Source organism: Hydrocarboniphaga sp. (assembly GCF_965279055.1).
GTDB lineage: Bacteria > Pseudomonadota > Gammaproteobacteria > Nevskiales > Nevskiaceae > Hydrocarboniphaga.
The window spans coordinates 608,021-634,509 of the sequence record NZ_OZ257125.1; the positions used below are offsets into that span (position 1 = coordinate 608,021).

At 65.0% G+C, this 26,489-nt stretch carries 29 protein-coding genes; 18 read left to right on the forward strand and 11 right to left on the reverse strand.

What is annotated here, in order from left to right; genetic code table 11:
* Positions 1-418: 418 nt before the first annotated feature.
* Positions 419-1,528 carry an IS110 family transposase gene (locus tag ACQZF9_RS02885; RefSeq protein WP_428313353.1) on the reverse strand — a complete coding sequence of 370 codons (1,110 nt, stop codon included), beginning with the start codon at positions 1,526-1,528 and terminating at the stop codon, positions 419-421.
* 138 nt (positions 1,529-1,666) lie between these two features.
* Between ACQZF9_RS02885 and ACQZF9_RS02890 the strand changes: the two genes are divergently transcribed.
* The 11 genes from ACQZF9_RS02890 to ACQZF9_RS02940 all read left to right on the forward strand — a co-directional run bounded on the left by ACQZF9_RS02890 (position 1,667) and on the right by ACQZF9_RS02940 (position 8,529).
* Complete coding sequence (locus ACQZF9_RS02890) at positions 1,667-2,227, forward strand: hypothetical protein (RefSeq protein WP_428311770.1); 561 nt, start codon at positions 1,667-1,669, stop codon at positions 2,225-2,227.
* Between the two features lie 144 nt (positions 2,228-2,371).
* Entirely contained in the window at positions 2,372-3,904 is a 1,533-nt protein-coding gene (locus ACQZF9_RS02895) for a transposase (protein WP_428311771.1), read from the forward strand.
* 233 nt (positions 3,905-4,137) lie between these two features.
* Positions 4,138-4,908 carry a transposase gene (locus ACQZF9_RS02900; protein ID WP_428311772.1) on the forward strand — a complete coding sequence of 257 codons (771 nt, stop codon included), beginning with the start codon at positions 4,138-4,140 and terminating at the stop codon, positions 4,906-4,908.
* Positions 4,909-4,917: 9 nt separating this feature from the next.
* Complete coding sequence (locus tag ACQZF9_RS02905; protein WP_428311773.1) at positions 4,918-5,175, forward strand: type II toxin-antitoxin system prevent-host-death family antitoxin; 258 nt, start codon at positions 4,918-4,920, stop codon at positions 5,173-5,175.
* Complete coding sequence (locus ACQZF9_RS02910; protein ID WP_428311774.1) at positions 5,163-5,474, forward strand: type II toxin-antitoxin system RelE/ParE family toxin; 312 nt, start codon at positions 5,163-5,165, stop codon at positions 5,472-5,474. The genes ACQZF9_RS02905 and ACQZF9_RS02910 overlap by 13 nt, the downstream gene beginning before the upstream one ends.
* Before the next feature lie 234 nt (positions 5,475-5,708).
* Positions 5,709-5,807 (forward strand): SEC-C metal-binding domain-containing protein, encoded by a 99-nt coding sequence (locus ACQZF9_RS02915; protein ID WP_428313354.1) that lies wholly within the window; start codon positions 5,709-5,711, stop codon positions 5,805-5,807.
* Positions 5,808-5,952: 145 nt separating this feature from the next.
* Entirely contained in the window at positions 5,953-6,471 is a 519-nt protein-coding gene (locus ACQZF9_RS02920) for a hypothetical protein (RefSeq protein ID WP_428311775.1), read from the forward strand.
* A 68-nt stretch (positions 6,472-6,539) separates the two neighbouring features.
* The gene (locus ACQZF9_RS02925; RefSeq protein WP_428311776.1) at positions 6,540-6,929 is read left to right on the forward strand and encodes a hypothetical protein; all 390 of its coding nucleotides are present in this window, start codon (positions 6,540-6,542) and stop codon (positions 6,927-6,929) included.
* A 130-nt stretch (positions 6,930-7,059) separates the two neighbouring features.
* Complete coding sequence (locus ACQZF9_RS02930; protein ID WP_428311777.1) at positions 7,060-7,479, forward strand: VOC family protein; 420 nt, start codon at positions 7,060-7,062, stop codon at positions 7,477-7,479.
* A 130-nt stretch (positions 7,480-7,609) separates the two neighbouring features.
* Positions 7,610-8,017: a DUF1801 domain-containing protein gene (locus ACQZF9_RS02935; RefSeq protein WP_428311778.1), complete on the forward strand. Its 408-nt coding sequence runs from the start codon at positions 7,610-7,612 to the stop codon at positions 8,015-8,017.
* A 125-nt stretch (positions 8,018-8,142) separates the two neighbouring features.
* A complete protein-coding gene (locus ACQZF9_RS02940; RefSeq protein ID WP_428311779.1) occupies positions 8,143-8,529 on the forward strand; it encodes a VOC family protein in 387 nt (128 codons plus the stop codon).
* Between the two features lie 78 nt (positions 8,530-8,607).
* Here the strand turns inward: ACQZF9_RS02940 and ACQZF9_RS02945 are convergent, their stop codons facing one another.
* The 7 genes from ACQZF9_RS02945 to ACQZF9_RS02975 form a co-directional block, all read right to left on the reverse strand.
* Positions 8,608-9,066, reverse strand: coding sequence for a hypothetical protein (locus ACQZF9_RS02945; protein WP_428311780.1), 459 nt, complete (start codon positions 9,064-9,066; stop codon positions 8,608-8,610).
* 127 nt (positions 9,067-9,193) lie between these two features.
* Complete coding sequence (locus ACQZF9_RS02950) at positions 9,194-10,201, reverse strand: S1/P1 nuclease (RefSeq protein WP_428311781.1); 1,008 nt, start codon at positions 10,199-10,201, stop codon at positions 9,194-9,196.
* The gene (locus ACQZF9_RS02955; protein ID WP_428311782.1) at positions 10,198-10,980 is read right to left on the reverse strand and encodes an alpha/beta fold hydrolase; all 783 of its coding nucleotides are present in this window, start codon (positions 10,978-10,980) and stop codon (positions 10,198-10,200) included. The genes ACQZF9_RS02950 and ACQZF9_RS02955 overlap by 4 nt, the downstream gene beginning before the upstream one ends.
* A 54-nt stretch (positions 10,981-11,034) precedes the next feature.
* Positions 11,035-11,598, reverse strand: a complete 564-nt coding sequence (locus ACQZF9_RS02960; RefSeq protein WP_428311783.1) for a hypothetical protein — start codon at positions 11,596-11,598, stop codon at positions 11,035-11,037.
* A gap of 352 nt (positions 11,599-11,950) precedes the next feature.
* The gene (locus ACQZF9_RS02965) at positions 11,951-14,443 is read right to left on the reverse strand and encodes a M16 family metallopeptidase (protein ID WP_428311784.1); all 2,493 of its coding nucleotides are present in this window, start codon (positions 14,441-14,443) and stop codon (positions 11,951-11,953) included.
* Entirely contained in the window at positions 14,443-15,084 is a 642-nt protein-coding gene (locus tag ACQZF9_RS02970) for a response regulator (protein ID WP_428311785.1), read from the reverse strand. The genes ACQZF9_RS02965 and ACQZF9_RS02970 overlap by 1 nt, the downstream gene beginning before the upstream one ends.
* Positions 15,081-16,505 carry an ATP-binding protein gene (locus ACQZF9_RS02975; RefSeq protein WP_428311786.1) on the reverse strand — a complete coding sequence of 475 codons (1,425 nt, stop codon included), beginning with the start codon at positions 16,503-16,505 and terminating at the stop codon, positions 15,081-15,083. The genes ACQZF9_RS02970 and ACQZF9_RS02975 overlap by 4 nt, the downstream gene beginning before the upstream one ends.
* 198 nt (positions 16,506-16,703) lie before the next feature.
* On the opposite strand from ACQZF9_RS02975, the gene pqqA reads away from it, so the two are divergent.
* From pqqA to ACQZF9_RS03005, 6 genes are all read left to right on the forward strand, one after another.
* A complete protein-coding gene (gene pqqA, locus ACQZF9_RS02980) occupies positions 16,704-16,778 on the forward strand; it encodes a pyrroloquinoline quinone precursor peptide PqqA (RefSeq protein WP_299697391.1) in 75 nt (24 codons plus the stop codon).
* Between the two features lie 155 nt (positions 16,779-16,933).
* Complete coding sequence (gene pqqB / locus ACQZF9_RS02985) at positions 16,934-17,851, forward strand: pyrroloquinoline quinone biosynthesis protein PqqB (protein WP_428311787.1); 918 nt, start codon at positions 16,934-16,936, stop codon at positions 17,849-17,851.
* Positions 17,848-18,558 (forward strand): pyrroloquinoline-quinone synthase PqqC, encoded by a 711-nt coding sequence (gene pqqC, locus ACQZF9_RS02990; RefSeq protein WP_428311788.1) that lies wholly within the window; start codon positions 17,848-17,850, stop codon positions 18,556-18,558. The genes pqqB and pqqC overlap by 4 nt, the downstream gene beginning before the upstream one ends.
* The gene (gene pqqD / locus ACQZF9_RS02995; RefSeq protein ID WP_428311789.1) at positions 18,555-18,824 is read left to right on the forward strand and encodes a pyrroloquinoline quinone biosynthesis peptide chaperone PqqD; all 270 of its coding nucleotides are present in this window, start codon (positions 18,555-18,557) and stop codon (positions 18,822-18,824) included. Before pqqC ends, pqqD begins: the two co-directional genes overlap by 4 nt.
* Positions 18,821-19,954, forward strand: a complete 1,134-nt coding sequence (pqqE, locus tag ACQZF9_RS03000; protein ID WP_428311790.1) for a pyrroloquinoline quinone biosynthesis protein PqqE — start codon at positions 18,821-18,823, stop codon at positions 19,952-19,954. The genes pqqD and pqqE overlap by 4 nt, the downstream gene beginning before the upstream one ends.
* 174 nt (positions 19,955-20,128) lie before the next feature.
* A complete protein-coding gene (locus ACQZF9_RS03005) occupies positions 20,129-20,542 on the forward strand; it encodes a hypothetical protein (protein ID WP_428311791.1) in 414 nt (137 codons plus the stop codon).
* Positions 20,543-20,681: 139 nt separating this feature from the next.
* Here ACQZF9_RS03005 and ACQZF9_RS03010 read toward each other — a convergent pair whose 3' ends face one another.
* From ACQZF9_RS03010 to ACQZF9_RS03020, 3 genes are all read right to left on the reverse strand, one after another.
* A complete protein-coding gene (locus ACQZF9_RS03010) occupies positions 20,682-21,059 on the reverse strand; it encodes a DUF4345 domain-containing protein (RefSeq protein WP_428311792.1) in 378 nt (125 codons plus the stop codon).
* A gap of 140 nt (positions 21,060-21,199) precedes the next feature.
* The gene (locus ACQZF9_RS03015) at positions 21,200-24,436 is read right to left on the reverse strand and encodes an ATP-binding protein (protein ID WP_428311793.1); all 3,237 of its coding nucleotides are present in this window, start codon (positions 24,434-24,436) and stop codon (positions 21,200-21,202) included.
* A 109-nt stretch (positions 24,437-24,545) separates the two neighbouring features.
* The gene (locus ACQZF9_RS03020; RefSeq protein ID WP_428311794.1) at positions 24,546-25,409 is read right to left on the reverse strand and encodes an alpha/beta fold hydrolase; all 864 of its coding nucleotides are present in this window, start codon (positions 25,407-25,409) and stop codon (positions 24,546-24,548) included.
* A 107-nt stretch (positions 25,410-25,516) separates the two neighbouring features.
* Here ACQZF9_RS03020 and ACQZF9_RS03025 point away from each other — a divergent pair, with 107 nt between their 5' ends.
* Complete coding sequence (locus ACQZF9_RS03025) at positions 25,517-26,485, forward strand: threo-3-hydroxy-L-aspartate ammonia-lyase (RefSeq protein WP_428311795.1); 969 nt, start codon at positions 25,517-25,519, stop codon at positions 26,483-26,485.
* Positions 26,486-26,489 lie beyond the last annotated feature (4 nt).

A 26,489-nucleotide genomic window follows, 5' to 3' on the forward strand; every position in this document is an offset into this window, starting at 1 on the left:
ATCTTCAAGCTCAATTCCAGCTTGCTCGGCGCAGCTCAGCTCGCGGCGTTGGTGGTCAACGCGGCCCAACAAGGCGCTGCACGCGAAGGCTTCGCCTCGCGTGAGCTTTGGCGTTGATATGACTTCCGCCGTCAAGAGTTGAACGACGGTTGTTGTTGGATTTATCGATTCATGATGTGGGTTGAATCCTCTGAAGGTGACGCAGCCAGCACACTCGACGGTTGCTCATGCTGATATACGTGGGTTGGTTACCACAGTGCTGGAATCCGTCCATGCACCTGCCGCGGTCTGGGCACGCGAGTCAGCGCTGCCTTGCTGTCGCCTAACGCCATCGCGGGTTGTGCACACTCACCGGGCTGCGCCACCTTCAGAAGACTCGTTCTCCGTTGCGGTGTGTGAATGGAAAGGTCGAAAGGAATCAGGCAGCCGCGACCGGCGTTCTTCGCGCGATGTCCCAAATAAAGCCGGCCAGCTCGCGAGCGACGGCGGTCACCACGACGTTGCGGTTCTTGCCCTGCAGGATCAGCTTTCGGAATCGTCGGCAGAGCCGCAGCTGGGCATCCCAGGCTCGATCGATGATCGGCTTGGGTAAACCCTCGTGTCGCTTCTGGATGATCGGGCTGACCTTGGCGATGTAGCGATAGCTCCACGCTGCCTCGATCAGCAGCTTTCGCGCGACGCTGTTGCCAGCCTTGGTGATGCCGCCTTTCTTCACGCTCGCACCGCTGCTGCGCTCGCTCGGTACCAGGCCGAGCCAGGCCATCAGCTGGCGCGGGTTGTCGAAGCGTGACAGGTCGCCGGCTTCGGAGATTACGCCGACCGCGACGGTGAATTGCACGCCGCGCAGTGCCTGCAGGGCTTGGATCACCGGATAGAAGCGCCAGTCCGGCGCGGCGTCTCGCAGCACCTGCTCCAGCCGCTGGCACTGCGTCAGCCGATCCTCGACCGATCGACGATGCTCTTCAAAGGCGAGCTGCGACCAGACCTCGGGAAACGTGAATCGCGACAGCCAGCGGCGGTGGGCCTCGCGCCAGTCGGCACTGCCGGTGTAACGCACGCCGTGGACCAGCAGGAACGACTTCAGGCGCTGCTTGGCCTGCTTCAGATCTTCCTTGGCGCCGCTCCAGGCCCGCACCAGATCGCGAAACGCCTCATCGCGCTCATCCGGCACATGCACAAAGGACAGATCGCCGCTGCGCAGCGCCTTGACCAGTTTCTCGGCGTCGCGCCGATCCGTCTTCACCCGATCACCGGCCTTTTTGGCGATCAGCGACGGAGCGCAGACGTGACAGGCGAAGCCGGCCCGGCTCAGCTGGCGCTGCAGACCGTAGCCGCAGGGCCCGGCTTCATAAACAAAGACCACGTTCGACGCCTTGCTCTGCATGCGCTTGCAGAGCCGCTCGATATCCCGCTCCAGCACCCCGATACTGCCGATACTCGACACCTCGCCAAAACCGACCGAATAGGCCGCCACGATCGACTCTTTATGGACGTCCAATCCCACAAAAACGGTGTTATCGTTTGCCATGCTGACCTCCGCGTAAGGAAACCGATCCATGAGCGCAGTCCTACCTCGCTCCTGCGGCTCTGGCGTCAAGCTAACCCGCGCTACGGCCTTTGCGGAGGTCAGCACCTCTGACGGCGGTAGTCATACTGTCTGGACCTCATGAACGGTTTGCTGAAAATTTCAAGCCTGAAGGATGGCGTTGAGGTGCCGTTCGAGACGCCAGCCGTTTATTCGTTTCAAAGCATGTCGTCTGGTGGCAAGCGGCTTGTAGCGGGCGTCCCGGCTGGAGATTCAAGCATTCTGCTTGCCTTGATGAAGCAGCTAGATGGTCCATTCTTCATGCTCTACGTCCTCCACACCCCACGCGGAGAAGCCGCGCCAGGGCGCTATCAGAGCCCCTCGGTGTCGGCCGCACAGGCAGAAGAATTCATTGTGAAGTTCAGTGACTATCTCACCGCCGATGCACGTTTTGACTTGTGGGTTCATTCGCCATCAGCTAGCGGAACGCTCGTTTGGGATCGACACAACCAATTGTATTGCTATGGCCCGCTGGAACGGTACGCAACCGCGCTTGATTCAGTCGGCTTCATAGAGCAGGCGCTGTCTGGCTTCGGCCCGCACGCTCATCACTACCGGCCGGAGCTCGACGCTCAGGCCAAGGATCTACTCCGGCACTTTCAGTGGTCAGCTTCGCCGCTGCGCCCCGAGGATGAGCAATGAGGTCCAACCATCGCTTCCAGCCGACGTACCCGCCTCCGCTTCGCTCCGGCAGGTCCGCGGCTGAACCTAGGCGTTGAGGCTGTAGAAAAACCCTAAATCTGGCACACATCCCGCTGCTTCTTTCGCGACGAAAGGAGAGCGGAGATGGCACGCTACAAGCCGGTTGATCAACACCTCTCGAAGCTGCTGCCGGTGAACTTTGCCGAGCAGATTGTTCCGGGCACTTTCGAGTACGCGCTGAACTGGCTGGTCGATCACGAGATCGATCTATCTGTCTTCGATGCGCGTTACTGCAACGATGAAGTCGGCGCAGCGGCGTATCACCCGGGTGTGCTGTTGAAGATCGTATTGTTCGGCTATGCCCGCGGCCTGACATCGAGCCGCGACATCGAGCGGGCCTGCCGCGAGAACGTGGTCTTCATGGCGCTGTCGGGCGACACACAGCCGCACTTCACGACCATCGCCTCATTCGTGGCGAAGCTGCCGGGCGAGATCACCTCCGTGTTCCGCAACGTGCTGCTGGTGTGTGACGAGCAGGGCCTGATCGGCAAAGCGTTGTTTGCCGTCGATGGTTGCAAGCTTCCGTCGAACGCCTCTCGCAGCCTGAGCGGCACGCGGGCCGACATGGCGAAGAAGATCGAGAAGATCGACCGCGCCATCGCTCATATGCTGGATACGCATCGTCGCCAGGACGCCGGCCAGAATCTCGACACGCTGACGCAGCGTGAACAGCAGCAGATCGAAACCCTGACGCGAAACAGCAACAAGCTGCGTGAGTGGTTGGCGACCCATCCGGAGAAGACCAATCGCAAGGGCGAGCCGCTGAAGTCGAACATCACCGACAACGACTCGGCCACGATGAAAACCAGTCACGGTGTCGTGCAGGGCTATACCGGCGTGGCGGCCGTCGACGCCAAGGCGCAGATCGTGGTGCAGGCCAGTGCCTTCGGAATCGGCCAGGAGAACGGACTATTGCCGGATGTGCTGCAGGCGCTGCGCAGCGACTTCAGCGCGATCGGCAGCACCGATCCCCTGGCGGATGCGACGGTGCTGACCGACTCCGGCTATCACTCCGAAGCCACGCTGCAGCGGTTGGCCGACGATCAGGTCGATGCGCTGATCGCCGATACCGGCTTCCGGTCACGCGATCCGCGTTTCGCGGAAGCCTGGCAGCACAAGCCGATCGAAAAGCAGCGCCAGCCCGGCGAGCATCGATCGAAATGGTTCGGTCGAGCCGATTTCCTCTATGACGCCGATCGGCGGACTTGCATCTGTCCGAATGGAAAGCAGCTCAAACTGAAGACGGTCAATATCGTGATCAGGGGCCGTCGCGGTGTCGGCTTCGAAGGCACGCGCGCGATGTGCCAGGCCTGCTCTTTAAAAGCGAAGTGCATGCGCAAGCCGGATGTGAGTCCGTGTCGTCAGATCACCTTCTTCGACGGCAGCAAAGTGAAAGAGACGCACCCGCAGACCAAGGCGATGAAGGCCCGAATCGATACGCGTGAAGGCCGGCTGCTGTACAGCCGTCGGCTCGGCATCGTCGAGCCGGTCTTCGGCAACCTGCACACCAAGGGCCTGCGGCGATTCACACTTCGATCCCGACGCAAGGTGGATGCGCAATGGAAACTCTTCGCCATCGTCCACAACGTCGAGAAGCTCAGAGGCAAAGCGCCTTGAATGGCACTTGGAAAGCCTGCCGACTCGCAGTATCGTCAGCACAGACCTTCCACACCCCAGGCGACGGCTCGTGACGCTGCAGCGTTTTCTATCCACGAACAGCTCAGGCAAGTCGTCGGCTTGCTTAGCTGAGACGATTGCGGCTGATTTTCTACAGCCTCGTTGAGGCTGTAGAAAAACGCTAAATCTGGCACATATTCCGCTGTTTCTTTTGCAACGAAAGGAGAGCGGAAATGGCGCGCTACAAGCCGGTTGATCAACATCTCTCGAAGATGCTGCCAGTGAATTTTGCCGAGCAGATTGTTCCCGGCACTTTCGAGTACGCACTGAACTGGCTGGTCGATCACGAGATCGATCTGACGGTCTTCGATGCGCGTTACTGCAACGATGAAGTCGGCGCAGCGGCGTATCACCCGGGTGTGCTGTTGAAGATCGTATTGTTCGGCTACGCCCGCGGCCTGACATCGAGCCGCGACATCGAGCGGGCCTGCCGCGAGAACGTGGTCTTCATGGCGCTGTCGGGCGAGATCACCTCCGTGTTCCGCAACGTGCTGCTGGTGTGTGACGAACAGGGGCTGATCGGCAAAGCGTTGTTTGCCGTCGATGGTTGCAAGCTGCCGTCGAATGCCTCTCGCAGCCTGAGCGGCACGCGGGCCGACATGGCGAAGAAGATCGAGAAGATTGACCGTGCCATTGCGCACATGCTCGACACGCATCGCCGCCAGGATGCCGGCCAGAACCTCGACACGCTGACGCAGCGCGAACAGCAACAGATCGAAACCCTGACGCGCAACAGCAACAAGCTGCGCGAATGGCTGGCCGCGCATCCGGAGAAGACCAACCGCAAGGGCGAGCCGCTGAAGTCGAACATCACCGACAACGACTCGGCGACGATGAAGACCAGTCACGGTGTCGTGCAGGGCTATACCGGCGTGGCGGCCGTCGATGCCAAGGCGCAGGTCATAAAGCGGCTGAAGCTTGCGAGATGTTTAGTGCCACTATAGTATCACTCTATGCGAACCGAACTCGTCACCACCCTTAAGCGCCAGGCCACGGAGCTCCTGTCTGACCTAGAGCGAGACAAGGAGCCAATTCTTATCACGCAGCACGGCTTGCCAAGTGCCTATCTGGTGGATGTGGAGACGTTTGATGCGCTTCAACGTCGAATGACCCTCTTGGAGGGAATTGCCCGTGGAGAAATGGCAATTGAAGACGGCCGCACCGTGACACATTCCGAAGCCAAGAAGCGCATGTCGAGATGGCTCAAGTAATCTGGACTGAACCTGCTCTAAGTGACCTTGATGCCATTGCAGACTACATCGCAATAGATAGTCCAGTCGCAGCAAGAAAACTGGTTCAAAATGTTTTTGACCATGTTGACCACCTCGCGAACCACCCGCAGATGGGTTCAAAGCCACCCGAAATCAAAGGATGGCGGTATCGGCAGATGGTGGAGCCGCCATGCAGAATTTTCTATCGGCACGAGAAGGACAAGGATATCGTTTACATCCTTTATGTCACGCGCGGAGAGCGGCTCTTCGATCCAAAGGTTCTTCCCCAGCGCGGCTAGTCGGCTGGCAGATTGTCGCGGTCCAACAGGGCGCTGCAAGCGACGGCTTCGCCGCGCGTAAGCTTCAGGCGTTGGGCCTTACTGAAGCAACTGTGTACAATCGTGTAGTCCCCTCAAAGGGCAGGTTCAGGAGAGTGTCATGTCATTTAGCAATTTCAGCTTTCACGCCTAGCAGCAAACGGCGCAATGGGTTCCCTTCCGAACAGCGAGTCAAGAAAGGGCATCGAGTGGTTCATGGCACCAAGGAGTTGTTTCGAGAAACTCGGCCGCAATGACCCGTGTCCATGCAACTCCGCGAGGTTGTTTCAAGAACTGTTGCATGTTGTCAGGTGAGTTCGATGGCTCAGACCGACATCATTATTCTAGGTAGTGCAAGGGCGGCCGTGAGGTCGCCCTTTTTCGTGCAGCGAAGCCCACTGGTGGTTCAACCGGAAGTGCGCGAAAAGCCGTCGACTCTGGTTAGCCACGCGTTGGACTGATGAAAGTCCATCTATTTGCCACCGTCATCTTTTTGTTGGCCGCCAGCGCGGCATTCAGTGCCGAAGCGCCGGACTCGTCCTACGTGGTGACGTTTCTAGGTGGTAGTACTACGGTCGAGGTATTCGGCCGAGTTGAGCATATCGTCGTGAGAGATATCGAAGGCATAGTCCGCGCCGACTCCGAATGCGGTGGTTCGGTGGGTAACTACGAGCAAATAGTCGGGGTCGCGAAAGCGCTACAGATTTACGTCACTAATGCCGATGCTGTGGGCGCCTTTGTCAGCTATCCCCTGAAGGTCAACTCGGAGCTTGGCAAGAAGCACGTCGATATTCCGAGCAAGAAAGCACTGGTGGCCCACTACAATGACGTTTTCACTCCATCCGTCATAGAACGAATCAAGAAGAGCAATCCTCACGAGGTGTTCTGCCGAAACGGTATGGCAACGATCGGCAGCGGCATTGTATGGTTCGCTGAAGACGGAGACGGCCAAGTGAAGCTTGCGGTGGTGAACCAATGAAATCGGCACGCGATCGGTTCAACGCGAAGGCCGTAAGCGGGCCGCGCGTTAACCTGGCATCGTAGCCCGTGAAAGCGAAGCGCCTCCTGTTCACCGCCGTCTCACTGCTTGCGGCGGCGCAGGCCTGGGCTGGCTCCGAAAGCTTGATCGAGATCGACATCCAGAGGCTGGTTCAATCCGCTCATGAAAGAACAACACTTTGGCCATGGAAACCTGCGGAACCCGAGGTGGCTATCGTCGCCGCGCACGGCAAGGCCGCCGGTCCGCTTCTGGTTGCGCGCCTTGCGGACAAACCCGACGACGCCGAGGACTACAACGTGCAGCAGCAGTTGGCTCTCGCGCTCTGCAAAATCTATAACGAGTCAGAGGAAGGCGGTCATATCTTTATGAATCGCGCATCGGAAGAGACCAACAACAAGGTCAAGGCGTTCTGGTTGTCCCGGATTGCCGAGCCATGAGCCCTGGCGCGGCAGGAGCGTTTCGCCGCCCAAAAAATAATTTCCTGGCTTGTCGAACGGAGCGGGCGCCGTTCGTCTGGTAGTAGACAGCGCGTCAAGCCGTCACCTCGAAAGCCATTGGAGAATCGCCATGCCCAAGATAATTTTCATCAGCCTGCCTGTGACCGACCTCGACGCGTCGGTGCGCTTCTACACGGCCCTCGGTTTCGTGAATAACCCAAATCTCACCGACGACACGGCGGCCTGCATGGTGTGGAGCGAGACCATCAACGTCATGCTGCTCACCCACGCCAAGTGGAGCACGTTCACGACCCGCCCGATCCCGCCGCCAACTTCGAGCGAAGTTTCGCTGTCCCTGTCATGCGACAGTCGCGACGCGGTCGACGCGATGAATCAGTCGGCGGCCGCAAACGGCGGCACGGCCGATATCAATCCGGTTCAGGATCACGGTTTCATGTACGGCCGCGATATGGCCGACCTCGACGGCCACATCTGGGGCGCGGTCTGGATGGACCCGGCGGCGTTCCCTTCGAGCGACACGCAAAAGTGAGTGCTTTGGAAAACGTGGCGCTCGGTACATGATTTACCGGAGCCTGCGACATGACGACGCCGATACGGGCGACAGAACGGCTTGAGGGGCTGATTCACTGCCGGCGCGCGCCGTGCTAGGGAGATTGGAGATGGCCGAGAACAAAACCAAGGCGACCGCCGCCAGCGCTGGCGACTACGTCGCGGCGATTGCCGATGAGTCGAGGCGGCGTGACTGCGACAGGCTGATGGGGCTGATGGCCAAGGCATCGAAACACCCCGCGGTGATGTGGGGCCCGGCCATCGTCGGCTTCGGCGTTCACCGGTATCCGCTGGCAGGCGGCAAGCAAGGCGAGATTTGCGCGGTGGGTTTTTCCTCGCGCAAAGGCGATATTTCCATTTATGGCGTGACCGGCCATCCGCAGGCGTCCGAGCTTCTGGCCCGGCTGGGAAAGCACAAGCTCGGCAAGGGCTGCCTGTACATCAGCCGTCTTGCCGACATCGACCTCAACGTCATGGCGCAGCTGGTCTCGCAGGCGGTCGAGGACAAGCAGGCGTAGATGCGCTCGAATGCGTCGCGCCCCGCCAGCCAAGACCGCCGGCGGCTGGACCGTGGTCGGTGCGCGTGGCAACTTGTCGGCGCGGTACGAGCCCATCGGCGTCACCCGGCACAGAGAAGGTTCCCATGAAACGAGTCACCGGTATTGGCGGCATTTTCTTCAAGGCGAAAGACGCCCCGGCCTTGCAGGCATGGTACAAGCGCCACCTCGGCATCGACGTGCAGGCCTGGGGCGGCGCCGCTTTCACCTGGACCGACGACGCGGGCAAGCCGGTGGCCGGCACCACGATCTGGTCCGTCGGCTCGCAGGGCGGCGATCAGTTTGCGCCGAGCACCGCGCCCTTCATGATCAATTACCGCGTCGACGACGTCTACGCGCTGGTCAAGGCCCTGAAGGAGGAGGGCTGCAACGTGCTCGACAAGACCGACGACTCCGAATACGGCAAGTTCGCCTGGGTGATCGATCCGGAAGGCAACAAGGTGGAGCTGTGGCAGCCGCCGCCGGGGCAGTAAACAAACCCGCTACTCGGGCGGACGGGGTTTGCTGAAGCCCGGTGCGGCGCGGCATCGAGCCGCGACTTACACGAGCCGCTAGTAGCCGCGGTATTCCGGCTGCGGCGGGTAATACTCGGGCGGGGCAGCGTAGACACGGCCGATCGGCGCGTCGTAGCGCGGGCCGTCGTCGTAGTAGCCCGGTTCCGAACGTGCGTACTGCTGCTCCTCGTAGCGCGGCCGCGAATACAGCGGCGTGCTCACCACGTCGACGGCCGCACCGATCACCGCCGCGCCGACCACGAACGGCAGCGCGATCACCTGGCCGACAAAGCGCACCGGCGCCGCGACATCGACGCGCAGATGATCGTGGCGATCGCGCCGGTCGTAACGGTCGTAGCGATCGTAGCGACTGTATTGCTCGTAACGGGGAGCGCCGCGGTAGTCGCGGCGATAGTCGTCGCGTCCGTCACGATCGCCGTGATGGTCGCGCGCATAAGTCGCCGTCGGCAGCGCCATCAACAGCGCCAGCGTGGTCAAGGCGATCCGCTTGTTCATTTGCTTTGAGCTCCGCGAACCCGCGATTGGGTCCGGTGAGCATCAGCTACGCGAGCGCGACTGACTGCGGGCTGAACTGCTCCCCGATGCGCCGGCTGGCTACATGGATGACGCGCGACCCAGGTCACTAGGGCCAGATCGCATTCAGCAGCTGCGCCAACCGCGTGCCCGCCTTGATCACCTCGCTGCGCTGCAGCGTCTCCTTGTCGCGCCAGTACGCGGCATGATCCGGGAACTGTGCGATCCACCGGCCCGGCGCCGCCGGGTCTGCGATGAAACTCAGGCCCGCATAAGCCGAGTGCGACGCACGCAGCGTTTCGCCGGCCCACTGCGCCGCCCAGCCGTCGATCGGCCCGGACGTCGGCGGGACTGCGCTGCGCCTGCCGATCAGCTGGCGTGGCGAGGTCGCGCTGAGCGCGCGCGCGATCTGGTCCCACTCCGCATGCAGGCTGAGGTTGCTGATCGCGTCGTGGATCAGATTGCCGCCGCGGGTATCGGCCTGCGGCTCGGCCACGAGTGCGTCACGGTCCGGGTCGAACGCACGGCCATCGCGATCCAGATAGACCGTGCCGACATGCAGCGGCTGATGCAGATCACCGACGAAATGCGCCAGCAGCAATAACGCCTCGGTCCTGTCGCGGATGTCGAACGGCGGTGGCGCGGCGCGATTCCGCAGCACGGCGATCGCCGCGTGGGTCGCCGCGACGAGATCGTCGTCGCGCGTGCCGCTGTAAGCGCGGTCGTAGCGCAGATGCTGATATGCGACGTTGGTGTAGTGATAACGGCTGTGGCAGCCCTTGGGCGGCGGATCGTCGCAGCCGCTCCAGTTGCGGCGCGCGTAGTCGTGCATGCGTTCACGCTGCGCTGGCGAGTCGAAGGCCGCGCAGGCAGCGGCGGTTTCGCGCGATTGCAGCCCGCCGCTGGCGTCGGGCTGCGCGTCGCGCACGCAGTCGGCCCAGATGGCGGCGACGCGCAGATCGAAGCCGAGCAGGCTTTGCACCTGGCGCCGCGCCGCAGCGCGCAACTGCAGATCGGCGATCGCGCCGATCTGCTGATGACCGGCGTTGCCGTAGGCCGACGCTGTCGGTGCGTGCGCCGCTGCCGTCAGCAACAGCGCCCAGGCGAGCGGCTTCAACGTTCGAGGAACAGCTGCAGCCCGGCCTTGAACAGCACGGGCTGATCGGCGAATGCGGTGTGCGAGGCATAAGGAATGTTGAACAGCGCACTGTGCTCGATGCGCTCGCGCAGCTCCAGCGCTTTTGCCGCCGGAAACAGGTGATCCTCGTCGCCTCGCACGATCAGCGTCGGGCAGCGGATGTCACGCACCCGCTCGCCCGGATAATTCTCGGCGCCGTGGCTCAGCCACATCGCCAGGGTTGCTTCGACGTATCGGTCGTAGTGCTGTGGCTCGGGATTGTGCGACTCGTAAGCCGCGAGCGCCGCCGGCGACTGCTCGCGCCATGTCTGCGGCGTAGCCTTCGACAGCAGCGCGATCACCGGATCGTCCGGTCTCAAAACCCAGTCGGCTCCTATCGTCACCAGCTTGAGCAGCTTGCGCCTCGTCGTCGCCGCGAAGCGATACGCGGTGATGCCGCCGTCGCTGAAGCCGATGATGCTGAGCGTGTCGACGTGCAGATGATCGAGCACCCGTTCGAGATCGCGACTGAGTTGCTCATAGCTCAGCGTCGCCGCACCCAGCGTCGAGCGGCCGTGCCCGCGGCTGTCGATGGCGATCAGGCGATACTGCGCGTCGAGATGCGGCAGCAGGACCTTGAAATCGCCGAGGCTGCCGAAGCCGCCATGCAGCAGCACCAGCGCCGGGCCCCGCGGATCGCCGCCGACTTCGTAGTACAGCCTGGCGCCATCACTTTCGACATCCAGCCAGCTACCGCGGCGGTGATCGAACAGGCTCATGTGCGGGTGCTCCTGCGGCGGGTACGCCCCGCAGCTTAGCAGCGCCGCTGCGGCTCAATGATTGAACTGTGGCTCTTCGAGTATCGCGTTGAGCACGTCGATGATGGCGCGCGCGCTGCGCGTCTCGCCCGGTGCGGGCGCGTCTTCCTTGACGGCGACGACGCGGTAGCGGATGCGGTATTCCGACGGCAGGAAACGATCGTTGCGGCGCCGCAGTACTTCGATCATGTTCTCCAATGTGACCGCGCCGCCCTGCTGCGTCACCAGTGCCTCTGGTGGCGGCTCGGTGCCGTCGCCACTGTGCGGCACGATCTCGAGGCGCCACTTGATCTCGGGATTGCGCGAGTCCAGCAGGCTCAGCACCGTCAGCGCGTCGCTGAAGCGCTCCTGCGGCAGCGGAAACTCCAGCGACAGCCGCGCGTCGCCGTAGATCGCGCCGATGGCGTTTTTCAGCCGCGTCACGCGGAAGCCTTCCTGGCTGAGGAAATTGACGAAGTCGTCGCCGAGACTCTTCAGGATGCGCGACACATCGGCTGTCGCGCGCTCCTCGAGTTCGGCCGCCAGTTTGTTGCGCTCGGCCTTCAGGGCCTGAACTCGTTTGAAACTTTCCAGCGCCATCGGGGATTCCTTGCTGTTGGCGGTGCGGCTAGAGCAACGCCGCAGTCGCGAGGCGCCGTAGGCCACGGTAGGGCTTTGAGCGGGGATTAGCGAATCCGCGACCGGCTCGTCGGCTGTAGAGCCGCGTTACATCTGCTGCGACACCCGATGCATTTGCCTGCAATGAGTGTTCGCCAGCGCCGTGCACAACCGCTCCGGCCGGCATTCGGGTGAGCATTTATGGAATGCATATAAAGCCCGAACAATCATGCGCTTGAGATGTTTTTTCGGCGACTGATACACGCTGCCGTCCGATGCCAAAACGCGCTGGCATACGTGACATCGAAGTTTCAGTCGCGGACAGGGTCCGCTCCTACAGGTTCAGCAGTGAAGTGTTTCGACGATCGCCGTCGATGCCGAACCGCGACAGCTGCGCAGCGTCGCCCGCGATCACGCTGATCGCCGCCTCGGTCGGCAGACAGCGTGCCGCCGCTGCCTGCACGTCCGCCGCGTCCAGCGTCGCGGCCTCCTCGAAGCCGCTCCAGGCCTCGCCGTCGATCAGGCCCAGCCGCAGCCGCGTTTCGATCAGGTCCGCGAGCGCCGTCACGCGCTCGATGCTGCCCGGCTGCCGCAGCACTTCGCTGCGTTGCAGCGGCCGGAACGCCGGCTCGTCGATGCCGTCGCGAATCAACCGCTCGACCGCCTCGATGATCTCGTCGCGCGTATCCGCCGCGCGCGACGCCGGCACCCACACCTGGATCTGGTAGCGCCGTGCCACCGCGGCGGCGCCGATGCGGCTGCGCACACCGTAGGTCCAGCCCAGCTCCTCGCGCAGCCGCAGATTCAGGCGCGATGCGAAGCGTCCGGCCAGCAGCGCGTCGAGCATCTGCAGCGCGGCTTCCTGGCGCCGATCGCACGCCGGCAGCGGCCATGCGACCGTCACCAGCGTCTGCGCCGCGCCCGCGATGTCGATCAAGCCGCTAGCCCGGTCGAAACCCGGGGATTGTTCTTCCGCAGCAGGGAAGCGCGGAAAGCCCCCGGTTTCGACCGGGCTACGCTTGCCTACCATCAGGTAGATCGGCTCAGGCTGCCGGCGATGAAATGCGAGCACGTCGTCGAGGCTCAACGCCGCGACGCGGGTCTGCTGGCCGTTGGCGATCGGCGTGCCGGATGCTGCCGCGAGCAGTCGCTCGGTCGCCGTTTCGGCGCGGCCGATATCGCTCGCAATCGCCTCCAGCTGCTGTGCGCGTGCGCACTCCAATGCGGCGCCATCGAAATCGGGCCGCGACAGCGCCGCCTCGACCAAGCCCAGCACGGCGAGACTTTGCTGCGTCGCCGCGACCCAGCCGTAGCGAACGCAGTCGGGCTGCGCGTCGGCGCTGATGTCCACGCCCAGCGCGGCGGCGGCCGGTTTCAGCTGCGCGTGAAGCAGCGTCGTCGCGAGCTGCGCCAGGCCCATTTGCGAGCCGGTTTCAAGCGCGTTGCCGCCGGGGACGATCAGGCGAGTCGCGAGCAGCCCGCTGTGTTGGCGGTGCGCCAGCAGGAGTGATGCCTTGTGCTGCAGTCGCGGGGACCTTGAGACGGGTAGCGCAATGCCGTCCGCGGCGGGAGAAACAAAAAGCTCGATGCCCCGGTAGGAGCGGTCCTTGACCGCGATTGAGGCTGCGACGGCACCGTCGCGGTCAGGGACCGCTCCTACCGGTTGGGGCAGGAGCTGCAGTTCATGCGGCTCGGCGGCAAGCCGGCTCAACAACTGCGCGACATCGCCTTCTTCGCCATCGCCCTGCAGCTCCGCCTCGACCATCAGCTCCGCCACAGCTTGCAGGCCATCGCAGCGCTGCGCGATCAGCTGCTGCTGCCGCAGGCGACCCTGCTCGCGCTCGCCGTCGCTGAAACCGTCGATCGTCAGCTGCTTCCACTCGCGATCGAGTCGCGCGAGCGCAGCACTGCCGGCGTGCTCCAGCGAGATTTCGATCTGCGATCCCAGGCGGCCATAGCGATAGCGCGCTTGCAGGCGCAGCGCCGAAAACCGCGCTTCAAACCGCGCTTCGATCATTCGCGCCAGTAGGGCCTGCGTCTGCTGCTCGCTTTGCGATGCCGGCGCCGGCAGATTCCAGATTCGATACAGCAACGGCGAACGAACCGCCGCCTCGACGTCATGCCGAGCCGCAGGCGCGGTTGGCGGTTCCGGCAGCGTCGTCCTCGTCACATCGCCAGCTGGCAACGAACCGAAATGCCGCTCGCACAAGCGTTGCGCCTTCTCTGCATCCACATCGCCGGCCAGCGCCAGAACCGCATTGCCCGGATGGTAATGACGCCGGCCGAATGCGCGCGCATCGTCCAGCGTGATGCGCTGCAGATCCGCCTCGCGGCCGATGATGCCGTGACGATACGGATGCCCGGGCGCGTAGCTGATTTCGGCGAGGCGCTCGAACGCCTGGCCTTCGGCACGCTCGCGATACTGGCGCAGCTCGTTGAGCACGACGTCGCGCTGCAGATCGAGCACGCGCGCGCTGTCGGCGGTGAACAGGCGCGCCATACGATCGGCTTCGGCTCGCAGCGCGAAATCCAATGCATCGCGATTCACGGTTTCGAAGTAGTGCGTGCTGTCGAGCAGGCTGCGGCCATTCAGGTCGTGGGCGCCGATCGCCGACAGCTGGCGGATGTAAGAGCCCGGCAGATTGGCACTGCCGCCGTACATCAGGTGCTCGTACAGATGCGACAGGCCGTAGCCGCCTTCGGGTTCGTCGGCGGCGCCGACACGATAGGCCAGATGCACCGCGACCAGTGGCAGGCGATGGTCCTGGTGCAGCAGCACGCGCAGGCCGTTGGCCAGCGTCAAGCGCATGCTCGCCGCGGCGCGCATCAGACGTCGAGCAGGCCGTTGCGCATCGCGATCAGCGTCAGCTCCGCCTGGTTGCCGACGCCGAGTTTCTGTTTGATGTTGTACAGGTGCGTGCCGACGGTGTTTGCCGACAGGTGCAGGGTCTCGGCGATCTGGGCGACCGACTGGCCGTGCGCGAGCTGCAGAAACACCGCGAATTCGCGCTCGGACAGCTGTTCCACCGGGCTGGCGCCGCCATGCAGATCCTGCACGGCGAGCTTGTGCGCCAAGTCGGCGCCGAGATAGATGCGGCCGGCGGCGACGCTGCGCACGGCGTCGATCAGTTCTTCGGCTGCGCCGCGCTTGGATACATAGCCGAGCGCACCGGCTTTCAAGGCGCGCCGTGGATGCGCGGTATCTTCGTGCGCGCTCAACGCGAGCACGCGCGCATCCGGATAACGCGAGGCGAGCCGGCGCAGCGCCTCGATGCCGCCCATGCCCGGCATCGACAGATCCATGACGACGACATCCGGCAGCAATTCGGCATAGAGCTGGTAGCCGCTTTCTCCGTCCTCGGCTTCGCCGACGATCTCGATGTCGGCCGTGCTGCTCAGCAGCATGCGAAAACCCATGCGCACCATCGCGTGGTCGTCGACCAGGATCACGCGCAGGCATGGGTTCATTTGACCGGCTCCAGTGGCAGACGCGCGCGCAATACCGTGCCGAAGGCTGTGCCGGCCTCGATCTGCAGCTCGCCGCCGAGTGACTGCGCTCGCTCGATCATGCCGCGAATACCGAAGCCGCGATCGCGCCGCTGCTGCCAGTCTTCCGCGATGCCGACGCCGTCGTCGAGCACCTGCAGGTGCAGCTGCGCGGCGTCGCCATGCAGGCTCAGCGCGATATGGCTCGCCTGGGCGTGACGCAGCGCATTGCTGCAGGCTTCCTGCAACACGCGGAAGGCAGCCAGGGTCGTCGCCGGATTCGGCACCGTCGGCAGATCGCCGATCTGCAGCGAGAACTTGATCCGCGGATGCTGCGCGCGCCAGTCGTCCACTTGGTTCTGCAGTGCGTCGGACAGGCCCAGATTGTCCAGTGCCAGAGGCCGCAATCGCGGAATCAGCTCATGCACCTCGGCATGCAGCTGACTCGCCGCGTCGCTGATCGCGCGTGCGATCTGCGCGCCCTGCTCGTCGCCGGCGCGATGCACCAGGCTCATGGCCAAGGCGCGGATCGCGGTGACGCTCTGGCTGGTCTGGTCGTGCAGCTCGCGTGCGATCTGGCGACGCTCGTCCTCCATGCGCTGCTCGACCTGCCGGGCGATTTCCCGGCTCTGGCGCAGATGCCGCTGCGCCTCGGCGGCGTCGCGCCGCGCGTACAGATTGTCTTCGATCGAATGCGCCATGCGGTTGAAGGCCTGGCCAATCGCCTCGGCCTCGGCGCTGTTCAGCGTCGGCAGCCGCGTGTGATAGGCGCCGCGCTCCATGCTCTGCAGGCCGACCAGGATCTGGCGTAGCGGCCGCGTCGCGCGGCCGACCAGCCACAGCACCGAGGGCTGCACCAGCGCCAGCGTCAACAGGCCGATCAGCAGCAGGCGCAGCGTGTCGTCCCAGCCGTCGAGGATCGCGCGCGAGGCATTGGACTCGATCATCAGCTGGCCGCCGGCGATCGCGAACTGCTGATGCATCTGCTGCGGCCCGACCAGATGCGCGAACCAGGCCGGGGCGTCGCGTCCGGCCTTGTAGGTCGACGACGGCGAGCGGTACAGCAGCTCGCCGCGGGCATCGTGAAAGCTCAGCTCGGTGGAGCGCAGGCGGCCTAGCTGTTGCAGGAAGGCGCGCATCGCCTGCGGGTCGCTGCTGCGGCCGGGTACGGTCGCGATGAAGGCACTGAACAGCCGGTTGGCGACGGTGTTGCTGGCAGCGACTTCTTCCTGCACGCCGCGCCGTGTGCTGATGACCTGCGCGACCAGCATCGAGGCGATGAACGCGAACATCAGCGCGGCGATCATCAGGTTGATGCGCAGCCGCAGGCTCATGCGCGTACCGCCGCTGGCGACAGGCGTTGCGTTCGTGGCGGGCGAGGGCAGGCGGACATGGCTGCGCATGCTAATCGCTTGCGTAGCCCGGATGAAACCCGGGCTGCATTGCGCCGGGTTTCATCCGGCTTGCGACTACAGAAAATCGTGAGTGACATCTCATGGCGATCGCGACGCGCCGGGCGGCGGGGCTGGTCACACTGGGTCTGCGCCGCCGGTTCCGGTGTCGCAGCCCGTCATCCACAACCAGGAGATCCGCCAATGAAGCTGAAATGGGAAACCCCCGCTGCCCGCGACCTGCGCTTTGGTTTCGAAATCACGATGTACATCGCCAACCGCTGAACCGCGGAGATCAACCCTCTCCCCTTGCGGGAGAGGGTGGCCCGAAGGGCCGGGAGAGGGGTCGTACCTTCGAGCCGCGCAACCCCTCTCCCGTCGCTACGCGACACCCTCTCCCACAAGGGGAGAGGGAATCCTGGTTTCGATCGGAGAAAAGCATGCGCGTCCACGTGCTGGGATCGGCGGCCGGTGGCGGCTTCCCGCAATGGAACTGCAACTGCCGCAACTGCGACGGCGTGCGTCGCGGCACCCTCAACGCGAAGCGGCGCACGCAATCGTCGATCGCGCTCAGCGCCGACGGTGCGGGATGGCTGCTGTGCAATGCCTCGCCCGACATCCTGCAGCAGCTGCAGCAGTTCCCGGCACTGCAGCCGGCGCGCGCGCTGCGCGACACCGCGATCAACGGCGTACTGCTGATCGACGCGCAGATCGATCACGCCACCGGCCTGTACATGCTGCGCGAACACCGGCAGAAGCTGCCGCTGTGGTGCACGACGCCGGTGTTCGATGACCTGACGCGCGGCAATCCGATACTGGAGCTGCTCAAGCATTACTGCGGTGTCGACCGCCATGAAATCCCGCTGGATGCCAGGCCGTTCGCGATGCCGGCGATGCCCGGCCTGCAATTCACCGCGATTCCGCTGATCAGCAATGCGCCGCCGTATTCGCCGCATCGTGATGACCCGGTGCCGGGCGACAACATCGGCCTGCTGGTGCGCAGTCTCGATAGCGGCCGCAGCTTGTTCTACGCGCCCGGCCTGGGCCGGATGGAGCCGCCGGTGTGGAGCGCGATGCGCAGCGCCGACGTGGTGCTGGTCGACGGCACCTGCTGGCGTGACGACGAGCTGGTGGCACTCGGCGCGTCGAAGAAAACCGCGCGCGACATGGGCCATCTGCCGCAGACCGGGGCCGGCGGCATGCTGCAATGGCTGGGCGAACTGCCGGCGGGCGCGCGGCGCATCCTGATCCACATCAACAATACCAATCCGATCCTGGACGAGGACGGCGCCGAGTACGCGCAGCTGCGCGCGGCCGGTGTCGAAGTCGCCTACGACGGCATGGAGATCGAGCTGTGAACGATCAGGTCACGATAAAACTCGACAGCGCCACCGACCTGGAAGCGCGGCTGCGCGAGCAGGGCAGCGCCTACCACATCCACCATCCGTTCAATCGCATGCTCAACGAAGGGCGCGCGACACCGGCGCAGATTCGCGGCTGGGTCGCGAACCGCTACTACTACCAGATCGCGATTCCGATCAAGGACGCGGCGATCCTGTCGAACTGCCCGGATCGCGACATGCGCCGGCAATGGATACAGCGCATTCTCGATCACGACGGCCATGACGGCGACGAAGGCGGCATCGAGGCCTGGACGCGCCTGGCGCTGGCAGTCGGGCTGAGCCGTGAAGAACTGGAAGACCTGCGCCATGTGCTGCCGGCGGTGCGCTTCGCGGTCGACGCCTACGTCAATTTTGCGCGCCGCGCACCCTGGCAGGAGGCGATGTGCTCGTCGCTGACCGAGCTGTTCGCGCCGAACATCCACAAGGAACGCCTGGCGAACTGGCCGCAGCACTATCCATGGATAGACGCCGAGGGCCTGCAGTATTTTCGCAAGCGCCTGAGCGAAGCGCGGCGCGACGTCGACCACGGCTTGCGCGTCACGCTGGAGTATTTTCAGGGTCCGCAGCAGCAACAGCGCGCACTCGAAATCCTGAAATTCAAGCTCGACATTCTTTGGGCGATGAACGACGCGCTGGCGAACGCTTATGGGGTGCAGTCTTGAACGCCCTGCAATCGCGCCCGCGCATCGCGCGCGGCCTGCGCCTGCAATGGGAGCCGGCGCAGAACGCGCACGTGCTGCTGTATCCGGAGGGCATGGTCCAGCTCAACGCCAGCGCCGGCGAAATCCTGAAGCGCTGCGACGGCGAGCGCGATCTCGCCGCGATCGTCGACGATCTGCAGCAGGCCTTCGAGGTCGAGGATCTGCGCGCCGACGTACTCGCGTTCATCGAGCTGGCCAGCGCCCAGCGCTGGATCGAAAGCGCGTGAACGCCGCGACCCGAGCTGCGATCCCCGGCCCGCCGTTCTGGCTGCTGTGCGAGCTGACTTACCAGTGCCCGCTGCACTGCGCGTTCTGTTACAACCCGGTCGATTTCGCCAAACACGAGGACGAGCTGAGCACCGAGGACTGGCTGCGCGTGCTGCGCGAAGGTCGCGAACTGGGCGCGGTGCAATGCGGCTTCTCCGGAGGCGAGCCGCTGATGCGCAAGGACCTGGAGATCCTGGTCGCCGAAGCCCGTAAGCTCGGCTACTACAGCAACCTGATCACCAGCGGCATCGGCCTGAGCGAGCAGCGCATCGCGGCACTCAAGCAGGCCGGGCTCGATCACATCCAGCTGTCGTTTCAGGATTCGACGCGCGAGGTCAATGACTTTCTGTCGTCGACGCGCACTTTCGATCTGAAGCGTCGCGCGGCCGAGCTGATCAAGAGCCAGGCTTATCCGATGGTGATGAACTGCGTGATCCACCGGCTCAACATCGATCACGTCGAGCGCATCATCGAGCTGGCGGTGGAGCTGGACGCGGATTACCTGGAGCTGGCCAACGTGCAGTTCTACGCCTGGGCCAAGATCAACCGTGATCAGCTGCTGCCGACGCGCGAGCAGTTGCAACGCGCCGAGGCGGTGACGCAGCAGTGGCGCGAGAAACTCGGCAACCGCATGAAGCTGCTGTTCGTCGTGCCGGACTACTACGAGACGCGGCCGAAGAAATGCATGAACGGCTGGGGCAGCGTGTTCCTGACCGTGACCGCCGACGGCCTGGCGCTGCCCTGCCATACCGCGCGGATGCTGCCGGGGCTCGCGTTCCCGAGCGTGCGCGAGCACGGCCTGCGCGACATCTGGTACGAATCCGAGGGCTTCAACCGCTACCGCGGCGACAGCTGGATGCAGGAGCCCTGTCGCAGCTGCCCGGAAAAAGCCAGGGATCACGGCGGCTGCCGTTGCCAGGCCTACATGCTGGCGCAGGACCCGGCCGCGGCCGATCCGGTTTGCGACAAGTCGTCGCAGCATCATCTGGTGCTGGACGCGATTGCCGCCGCCGGCACGCCAGCGAGCATCGAAAAGCCGCTGGTGTTTCGCGGGCCCAAGGAATCGCGCCGGCTGGATCGCGCGTTCTGATCGCGTCTACCGGGTCCGCGCTCGTCACACGCGCGTCAGCGCTGTAACGCAAGCCGACTGCCGGCGGGATTGCGAAGCTGAACCCTCGCTTGCGTATCGGGAAAACAAGCGGGTTCAGCCGCCAGCGGTGCTGCTGTTGTTAGCTTGATGTCGGAAGCACAACAGGAGAACAACATGAATCGCCATAACAGAATCGTCATGCTCACCAGCGCCGCTTTGCTGCTGGCCGGCGCCAGCGCCGCGGTTTACGCCGAGGATCATGGCGACCGTGTCGAACAGCGCTATGACGACAAGGGCCAGCGCATCAACGATCGCCTCGACGACAAGGGCGGCCGCATCGAAAACCGTCTGGACGCGAAGGGCCAGCGCATCGACAACCAGTACGACCGGGCCGCCGACCGCGCCGCTGCCAACGGCAACTACGACAAGGCCAAGGCGCTCGACCGCAAGGGTGATCGCATCCAGGACAACTATGAAAAGAAGGGCGAGCGCGTCAACGAAGCCTACGACCGCAAGGGCGATCGCATCGAGAACAATTACGAGAAGAAGGGCGACCGCGCCGAAGATCGTTACGACGCGCATCACTGAGTTCGCGGCTTTCCCCTCTCAGCGCAGAGGGGAAAGCCGCCGGTGACGCGCCCGCGCCCGCCTGCCGACGCAGGTCCGGACGCCGAAGCCTTCGACAGATCGGGTGCGGGTCAATCGTCCCGCACCGTCGGTTTTGCGGTCAGTCAGGCCGGCGGAAAACCCACCAGGCCACCGGCACGATCGCGACTTCCAGCAGCAGGTAGAACTGCAGCAGCGGCGCCGCTGGCCCGTCGACGAAGTAACTCACGATGCGGCCGGCGCAGAGGCCGCTGGTGAACACCAGCACCGTCAGCAGCGCGGCCTGGCGATAGCGCGCATCGAAGGCCGCATACAGCCAGAACAGGCCGAAGCCCAGGTACAGGCCGGTCACCGCCCTGAGCATGTGCGACAGGTTGGCGTCCAGTGTCGAAACGCCCAGCCACCGTCGTGCGAACCACGACGGGCTCAAGCCGTAGCCGAGCGCGATCAGGCTGACCAGCACGAATGACAGCAGCAAAAAGCCCTGCTTGATGCGCATTGCCCTCTCCTCGTGTCGCCTCGTTTTACGAATCCGACGCCGGCGCGATCACCTGCGCCGCAGCTTAGGCGCTGCCGCTTGCAGTGGCCAGCCGTGGTCGCAAACAACCACGTAGCCAAAGCTGGATCGTGTGCGGCGATCTAGCGCGACGCCAGCCGCTGCAGCGCCGCACGCGCGCCGATGCGCGTGAACGCCAGCACTGCGCGCTCACGATGCGCGGCGGCCTGCTCCGGGTCTTCGCTCCAGCGCATGCGCATCAGATGCAGCCAGGGTTCGGCGACGATCGCGCCGGTGCCGGCGATCAGTTGTTCGACACGCTCCAGGCCCTGCTCAGCGCGGCCGCGGCTGGCAAACGGCTCGGGGATTTCGAGGTAGGCGAGCCAGCTCAGGATTTCCCAAACGCGCGCATGCGAGCGATACGCGCTGTCGATCGAGCTCTCCGCCGTGGCCAAGGCGCGCGGCAGATCACCGGCGCGCCGGTAGGCACGCGACAAGGTCGCCAGGACCTGCGGCTGGAACTGGTAGCCGTTGGCGCCGCGCGCCACCAGCGGCAGCGCCTGCTCAAGCAGACCGACCGCGATCTGCGGATCGCCAGCCAGCACATGCGCCTGGCCGAGGCCGCGCAGCGCGATCGCACGGAAATACGAACTGCCGGTTTCCTCGGCGCGTTGCATCGCGAGTTCGCCGTGGCGGATCACGCCGTCGTAGTCGCCGGTGAATTGCGCGAGGTCGATCCAGGTGCCGTGCATCCAGCTGGCAATCCGGTTCTCCGGCCCGGCATAGGCGAGCACCGCATGCAACTGCTGCTGCGCCTGTGCGAGCTGGCCGAGCCAGCCGAGCATCAGCGCGTAGAACGCGCGCGACAGGTAGTTGTCGCGGCCGACAGGCTCGGTCAGCCAGGCATCGCCGCCGGTTCGCGTGATGATGTCGACGCCTTCGCGCGGATAGCCCGCGGTGCTGTGCACCAGCAGCAGCTGCAGGCGGAAGCGGTTGATCAGATCCAGCGCGCCGCTGTCGACGGCGAGCTGCATCGCGCGGGCGACGAGCTGTATCGCCTGCTGCGCGTCGCCGCGGTGCAGCTGTTCGGCGCTGTAGGAGATCAGCAGCTCGGCCTGCGCGGCAGTGTCCTGGCTGGCGCGTGCGAGCTCGCTGGCCTGTCGATAGGCGTTTTCGACTTCGTCGGTCGACAGGTCGGTGAACTGCGCCTGGCGCACGATGCCGGCCAGCGCCTGCACGCGCATGCGCTCGGCCTGCGCCGATCGCGGCGCCTGTTCGAGATTGCGGATCGCCAGTCGGAACTGAGCCAGCGCGGCGTTGGCGCCGAGCGTGGCGGCCGCGCGGGCCGCCTGCAGATTCCATTCGGCCGCCCGCAGCCACTGGCGTGCGCGGCGCCAGTGATGCGCGATCGCCGGCGCGGCTTCGTCTGCGGGCCGATCGAGCGGGTGCTGCTGTTCCAGCTGCTGCGCGAGCAGCCCATGCGCGGCGACGCGCTGCGACTCCAGCTGCGTGCGGTAGACCACGTCCTGGCTCAGTGGATGGGCGAATTCGTAGCGCCCCGGCGTGTCGAGAAGCGGGACGATGAAGCCGCGCTTGCGCAGCGTCAGCAGGCTGTCGGCGAGTGCGGAGTCGTTGGCGCCGCTGAGCGCCTGCAGCAGCGACTCGTCGAATTCCAGGCCGATGATCGAGGCCGATTGCAGCAGGCTCTTGTCGGCGTCGGCCAGCCGGTCGACACGCGCCGCGATCAGCGCGTGCACCGTGTCGGGAATCGTCCAGCTGACGATCGGCTTGTCGAGCAGATAAGCGCCGCGCCGGCCCTGCAGATGCCCGGCCTCGCACAGCGACTGCACCGCCTCTTCGACGAAGTAGGGATTGCCGCCGGCGCGCTGCTGCAATTGCAGCGGCAAAGCGGCGACGCTCGGATGCGGGCCGAGCAATTGCTGCGCGAGATTGTCGATATCGGCCGGGCCGAGCGCGCTCAGTGCGATGCGCCGCTCCGGACGGCTGTGCAGCCAGCCCTGGTCGTGGCCGGGCCGGAAGTTCAGCAGCAACAGCGTCGACGTGCCGGCGATCTGCGCGGCCAGCAGCTGCAGGAAGGCGAGGCTGCCTTCGTCGAAAAAATGCACGTCTTCGATCAGCAGCAGCTGCGGCGTCTCGCTGCGCGACAGCAGCCGCGCCATCAGCTCGAACAGCTGGCGCCGGTCTGCGGCAAAGCCGGCCGCGGCATCGGCGCCACGACGCTCGCCTTCGCCGAGGAATTCCAGCAGCCGCGGCAGCAGCGCCACCGACGCCGGATCGAACAGCAGCAGCGCGCCGGCCGCGAGCTGGCGCAGATCGCCATCGCCTTCGGCGGCGCCGCCGCGCAGGCGCTGGCGGACCAGCGCCTGCACCGGCAAAAACGGCACCGCGGTCGCGTAGGGCACGCCGCTGACGCGGTGCACGGCGACGCCGGCGCGCTCGCAGTCCTGCGCGAACTCATGGCACAGCCGGCTCTTGCCGATGCCGGCTTCGCCGATCACCGCCACGATGTTGCCGCGCCCGCCTTGCATCTCGGCGAGCGCATCGCGCAACTGCTGGCGCTCGGCGTCGCGGCCGACCAGGCGCGTCGCACCGCGCGCGAGGCCGCGCTCCAGCCGCGTCCGGCTCGGCCCTTCGCCTTCGACTTCGAATACGCGCACCGGCGCCTCGCTGCCGGCGACGCGCATGTCGCCGAGATCGCGCAGCCTGAAATAGCCTTCGGCGAGCAGCGCGGTGTTGCGGGTCGCGTAGATGCGGCCGGGCTCGCAGATCTGCTCCATGCGCGCCGCCAGATGCACGGTCAGGCCCTGCGCGGTGTAGTCCATGCGCAGGTCGTCGCCGATCGCGCCGACGACGACGTCGCCGGTATTGAGCCCGGCCCGGAACGACAGGTTGAGCCCGGTCGACAGCCGCAGCTCGTCGGCGTAATCGCGCACCGTGCGCTGGATTTCCAGCGCGGCGAAACAGGCGCTGGAGGCATGCGCTTCCAGCGCCAGCGGCGCACCGAACAGCGCCATGATGCCGTCGCCGGTGTACTGGTTGATGGTGCCGTCGTAGCGATGCACCGCGGCGCCGAGCAGCGCGAAATAGCGATTGAGGATCTGGTGCCAGGCCTCGGCGCCGGCCTGCTCGGCCAGCCGCGTCGAGCCCTTGATGTCGACGAACAGCACGGTGACGCGCTTGCGCTCGCCGATCATCGCCGCGCGCGTCGTCAGCACGCGCTCGCTCAGATGCGGCGGTGTATAACGGCGGCGTGCGCGGTTCGCCTGCTCGGATTCGCTGTCGTCGAGCCGGTTGCCGCATTGGTTGCAGAACCGGGCCTGGGCCGGATTGCTCGCCTGGCATTGGGAACAGACCCGCATGACGTCTCCGGACGTGGCGCTTGATGGCAAATTATCGCTCATCGGCTCAGAGACGAACTGTAGGAGCGGGCTTGCCCGCGACTGTGCCCGGTCGCGGGCAAGCCCGCTCCTACATCAGAAAACCGACCACCAGATCGGCAAAGCGCCCGGCCTGTTCCCATTGCATGAAATGGCCGGCATCGGGCATCGCGACCAGGTCCAGGCCGGCGGTGAAGTGCGGCTTCTGCCCCTGGAACATCGCCGGCGCGATACAGCCGTCCCGCCCGCCGTAGATCATCCGTGTCGGCACCGTCACCGCGGGGAATACCAGGCGGCGGGAGGCCGGGCTGATCAGGCTGCCGCTCAGCTGGCGATAGTAGGACAGCGCGGCTTTCAGCCGGCCCGGCTCGTCGAAATTCTGCTTCAGCGGTCGCAGCTCGGTATCGCCAAAAGCCCAGCCCGGTGACCAGCGCGCGATCAGCTGTTCCAGCCAGCGATAGTCATCGCGCGGGATTTCCCATTCAGGAAACCAAGGCAGCTGGAAACGCAGCATGTAGCTGGAGCGACGCAGCTGCTGCCAGCGCATGCGCAGCAGGAAATGGCCGGTATGCGGCACCGCGGCGGTGACCAGTCGCGTGACCCGTTGTGGCGCCAGATGCGCGGCGGCATACGCGGTGACCGCGCCCCAGTCGTGGCCGACGACGGCGAACTGCTCGGCGCCGAGCGCGTCGGCGAGGCCGATCACGTCGCCGGCCAGCGCTTCGATGCGGTAGTCGCCGCCGGGCGCCAGCGCGCTGGGTGCGTAGCCGCGCATCGCCAGCGCGACCGCGCGGTAGCCGGCGGCGGCGACGCGATCGAGAATCGGCAGGAAGCCGCAGTAGGTGTCCGGAAAACCGTGCAGGAAAATCACCAGCGGGCCGCTACCGCGGCTGACGTAGGCCAGCGTGATGCCGGTGGCGGGGATGCGGCAGGTCTGGGGGGCTTCGCTGTTCATGTGCGGCAGCGTAGCCGAGAACGCGCGCCGCTAGCTTGCGACGCACGCGACGGCGTTTTCTTGCGCGCTATAGTCGCGCCTCCATCAGGATCCAGGCCTTGCCGCAGATGAGCGAAACCAAGCCGGTCACCTACGCCGACGTCAACGCGGCCGCCACCCGCATTCGCGGCCACGCGCACCGCACGCCGGTGATGACATCGAGCAGGCTCGACGCCGAATTCGGCGCAAGCCTGTTCTTCAAATGCGAAAACCTGCAGCGAGCCGGCGCTTTCAAATTCCGCGGCGCGTTCAATGCGCTGTCGCGCTTCGACGAGCAACAGCGCGGCGCCGGTGTGGTCGCGTTTTCGTCGGGCAATCACGCGCAGGCGATCGCACTGTCGGCAAGGCTGCTCGGCATTCCGGCAACGATCGTGATGCCGGCCGACGCGCCGACGGTGAAAGTCGCGGCAACACGCGAATACGGCGGCAGCATCGTGATCTATGACCGCTACACCCAGGACCGCGAGCAGATCGGTCGCGATCTGGCGCAGCAGCGCGGCATGACGCTGATTCCGTCCTACGATCATCCGGACGTGATCGCCGGGCAGGGTACTGCGGCGAAGGAGTTGTTCGAAGAGGTCGGCGATCTCGATGCGCTGTTCGTCTGCCTGGGTGGAGGCGGTCTGCTGGCGGGCTCGGCGCTGGCGGCGCGTGCGCTGTCGCCGGCCTGCAAGCTGTTCGGCTGCGAGCCGCAAGCCGGCAACGACGGCCAGCGCTCGCTGCGCTCCGGCGAGATCGTGCACATCGACACACCCGACACCATCGCCGACGGCGCGCAGACCCAGCACCTCGGGCATTACACGTTTCCGATCATCCGCCGCGACGTCGACGACGTGCTCACCGCCACTGATGCGCAATTGATCGAGGCGATGCGCGATTGCGCGGCCTACATGAAACTGATCGTCGAACCCACCGGCTGCCTGGGCCTGGCCGCTGCGCGCACGATGAAAGCGCAGCTGCAGGGCCAGCGTGTCGGCGTCATCATCAGTGGCGGCAATGTCGCGATGGACCGGTTCTGCGAGCTGTTGTCCGCATAGCCCT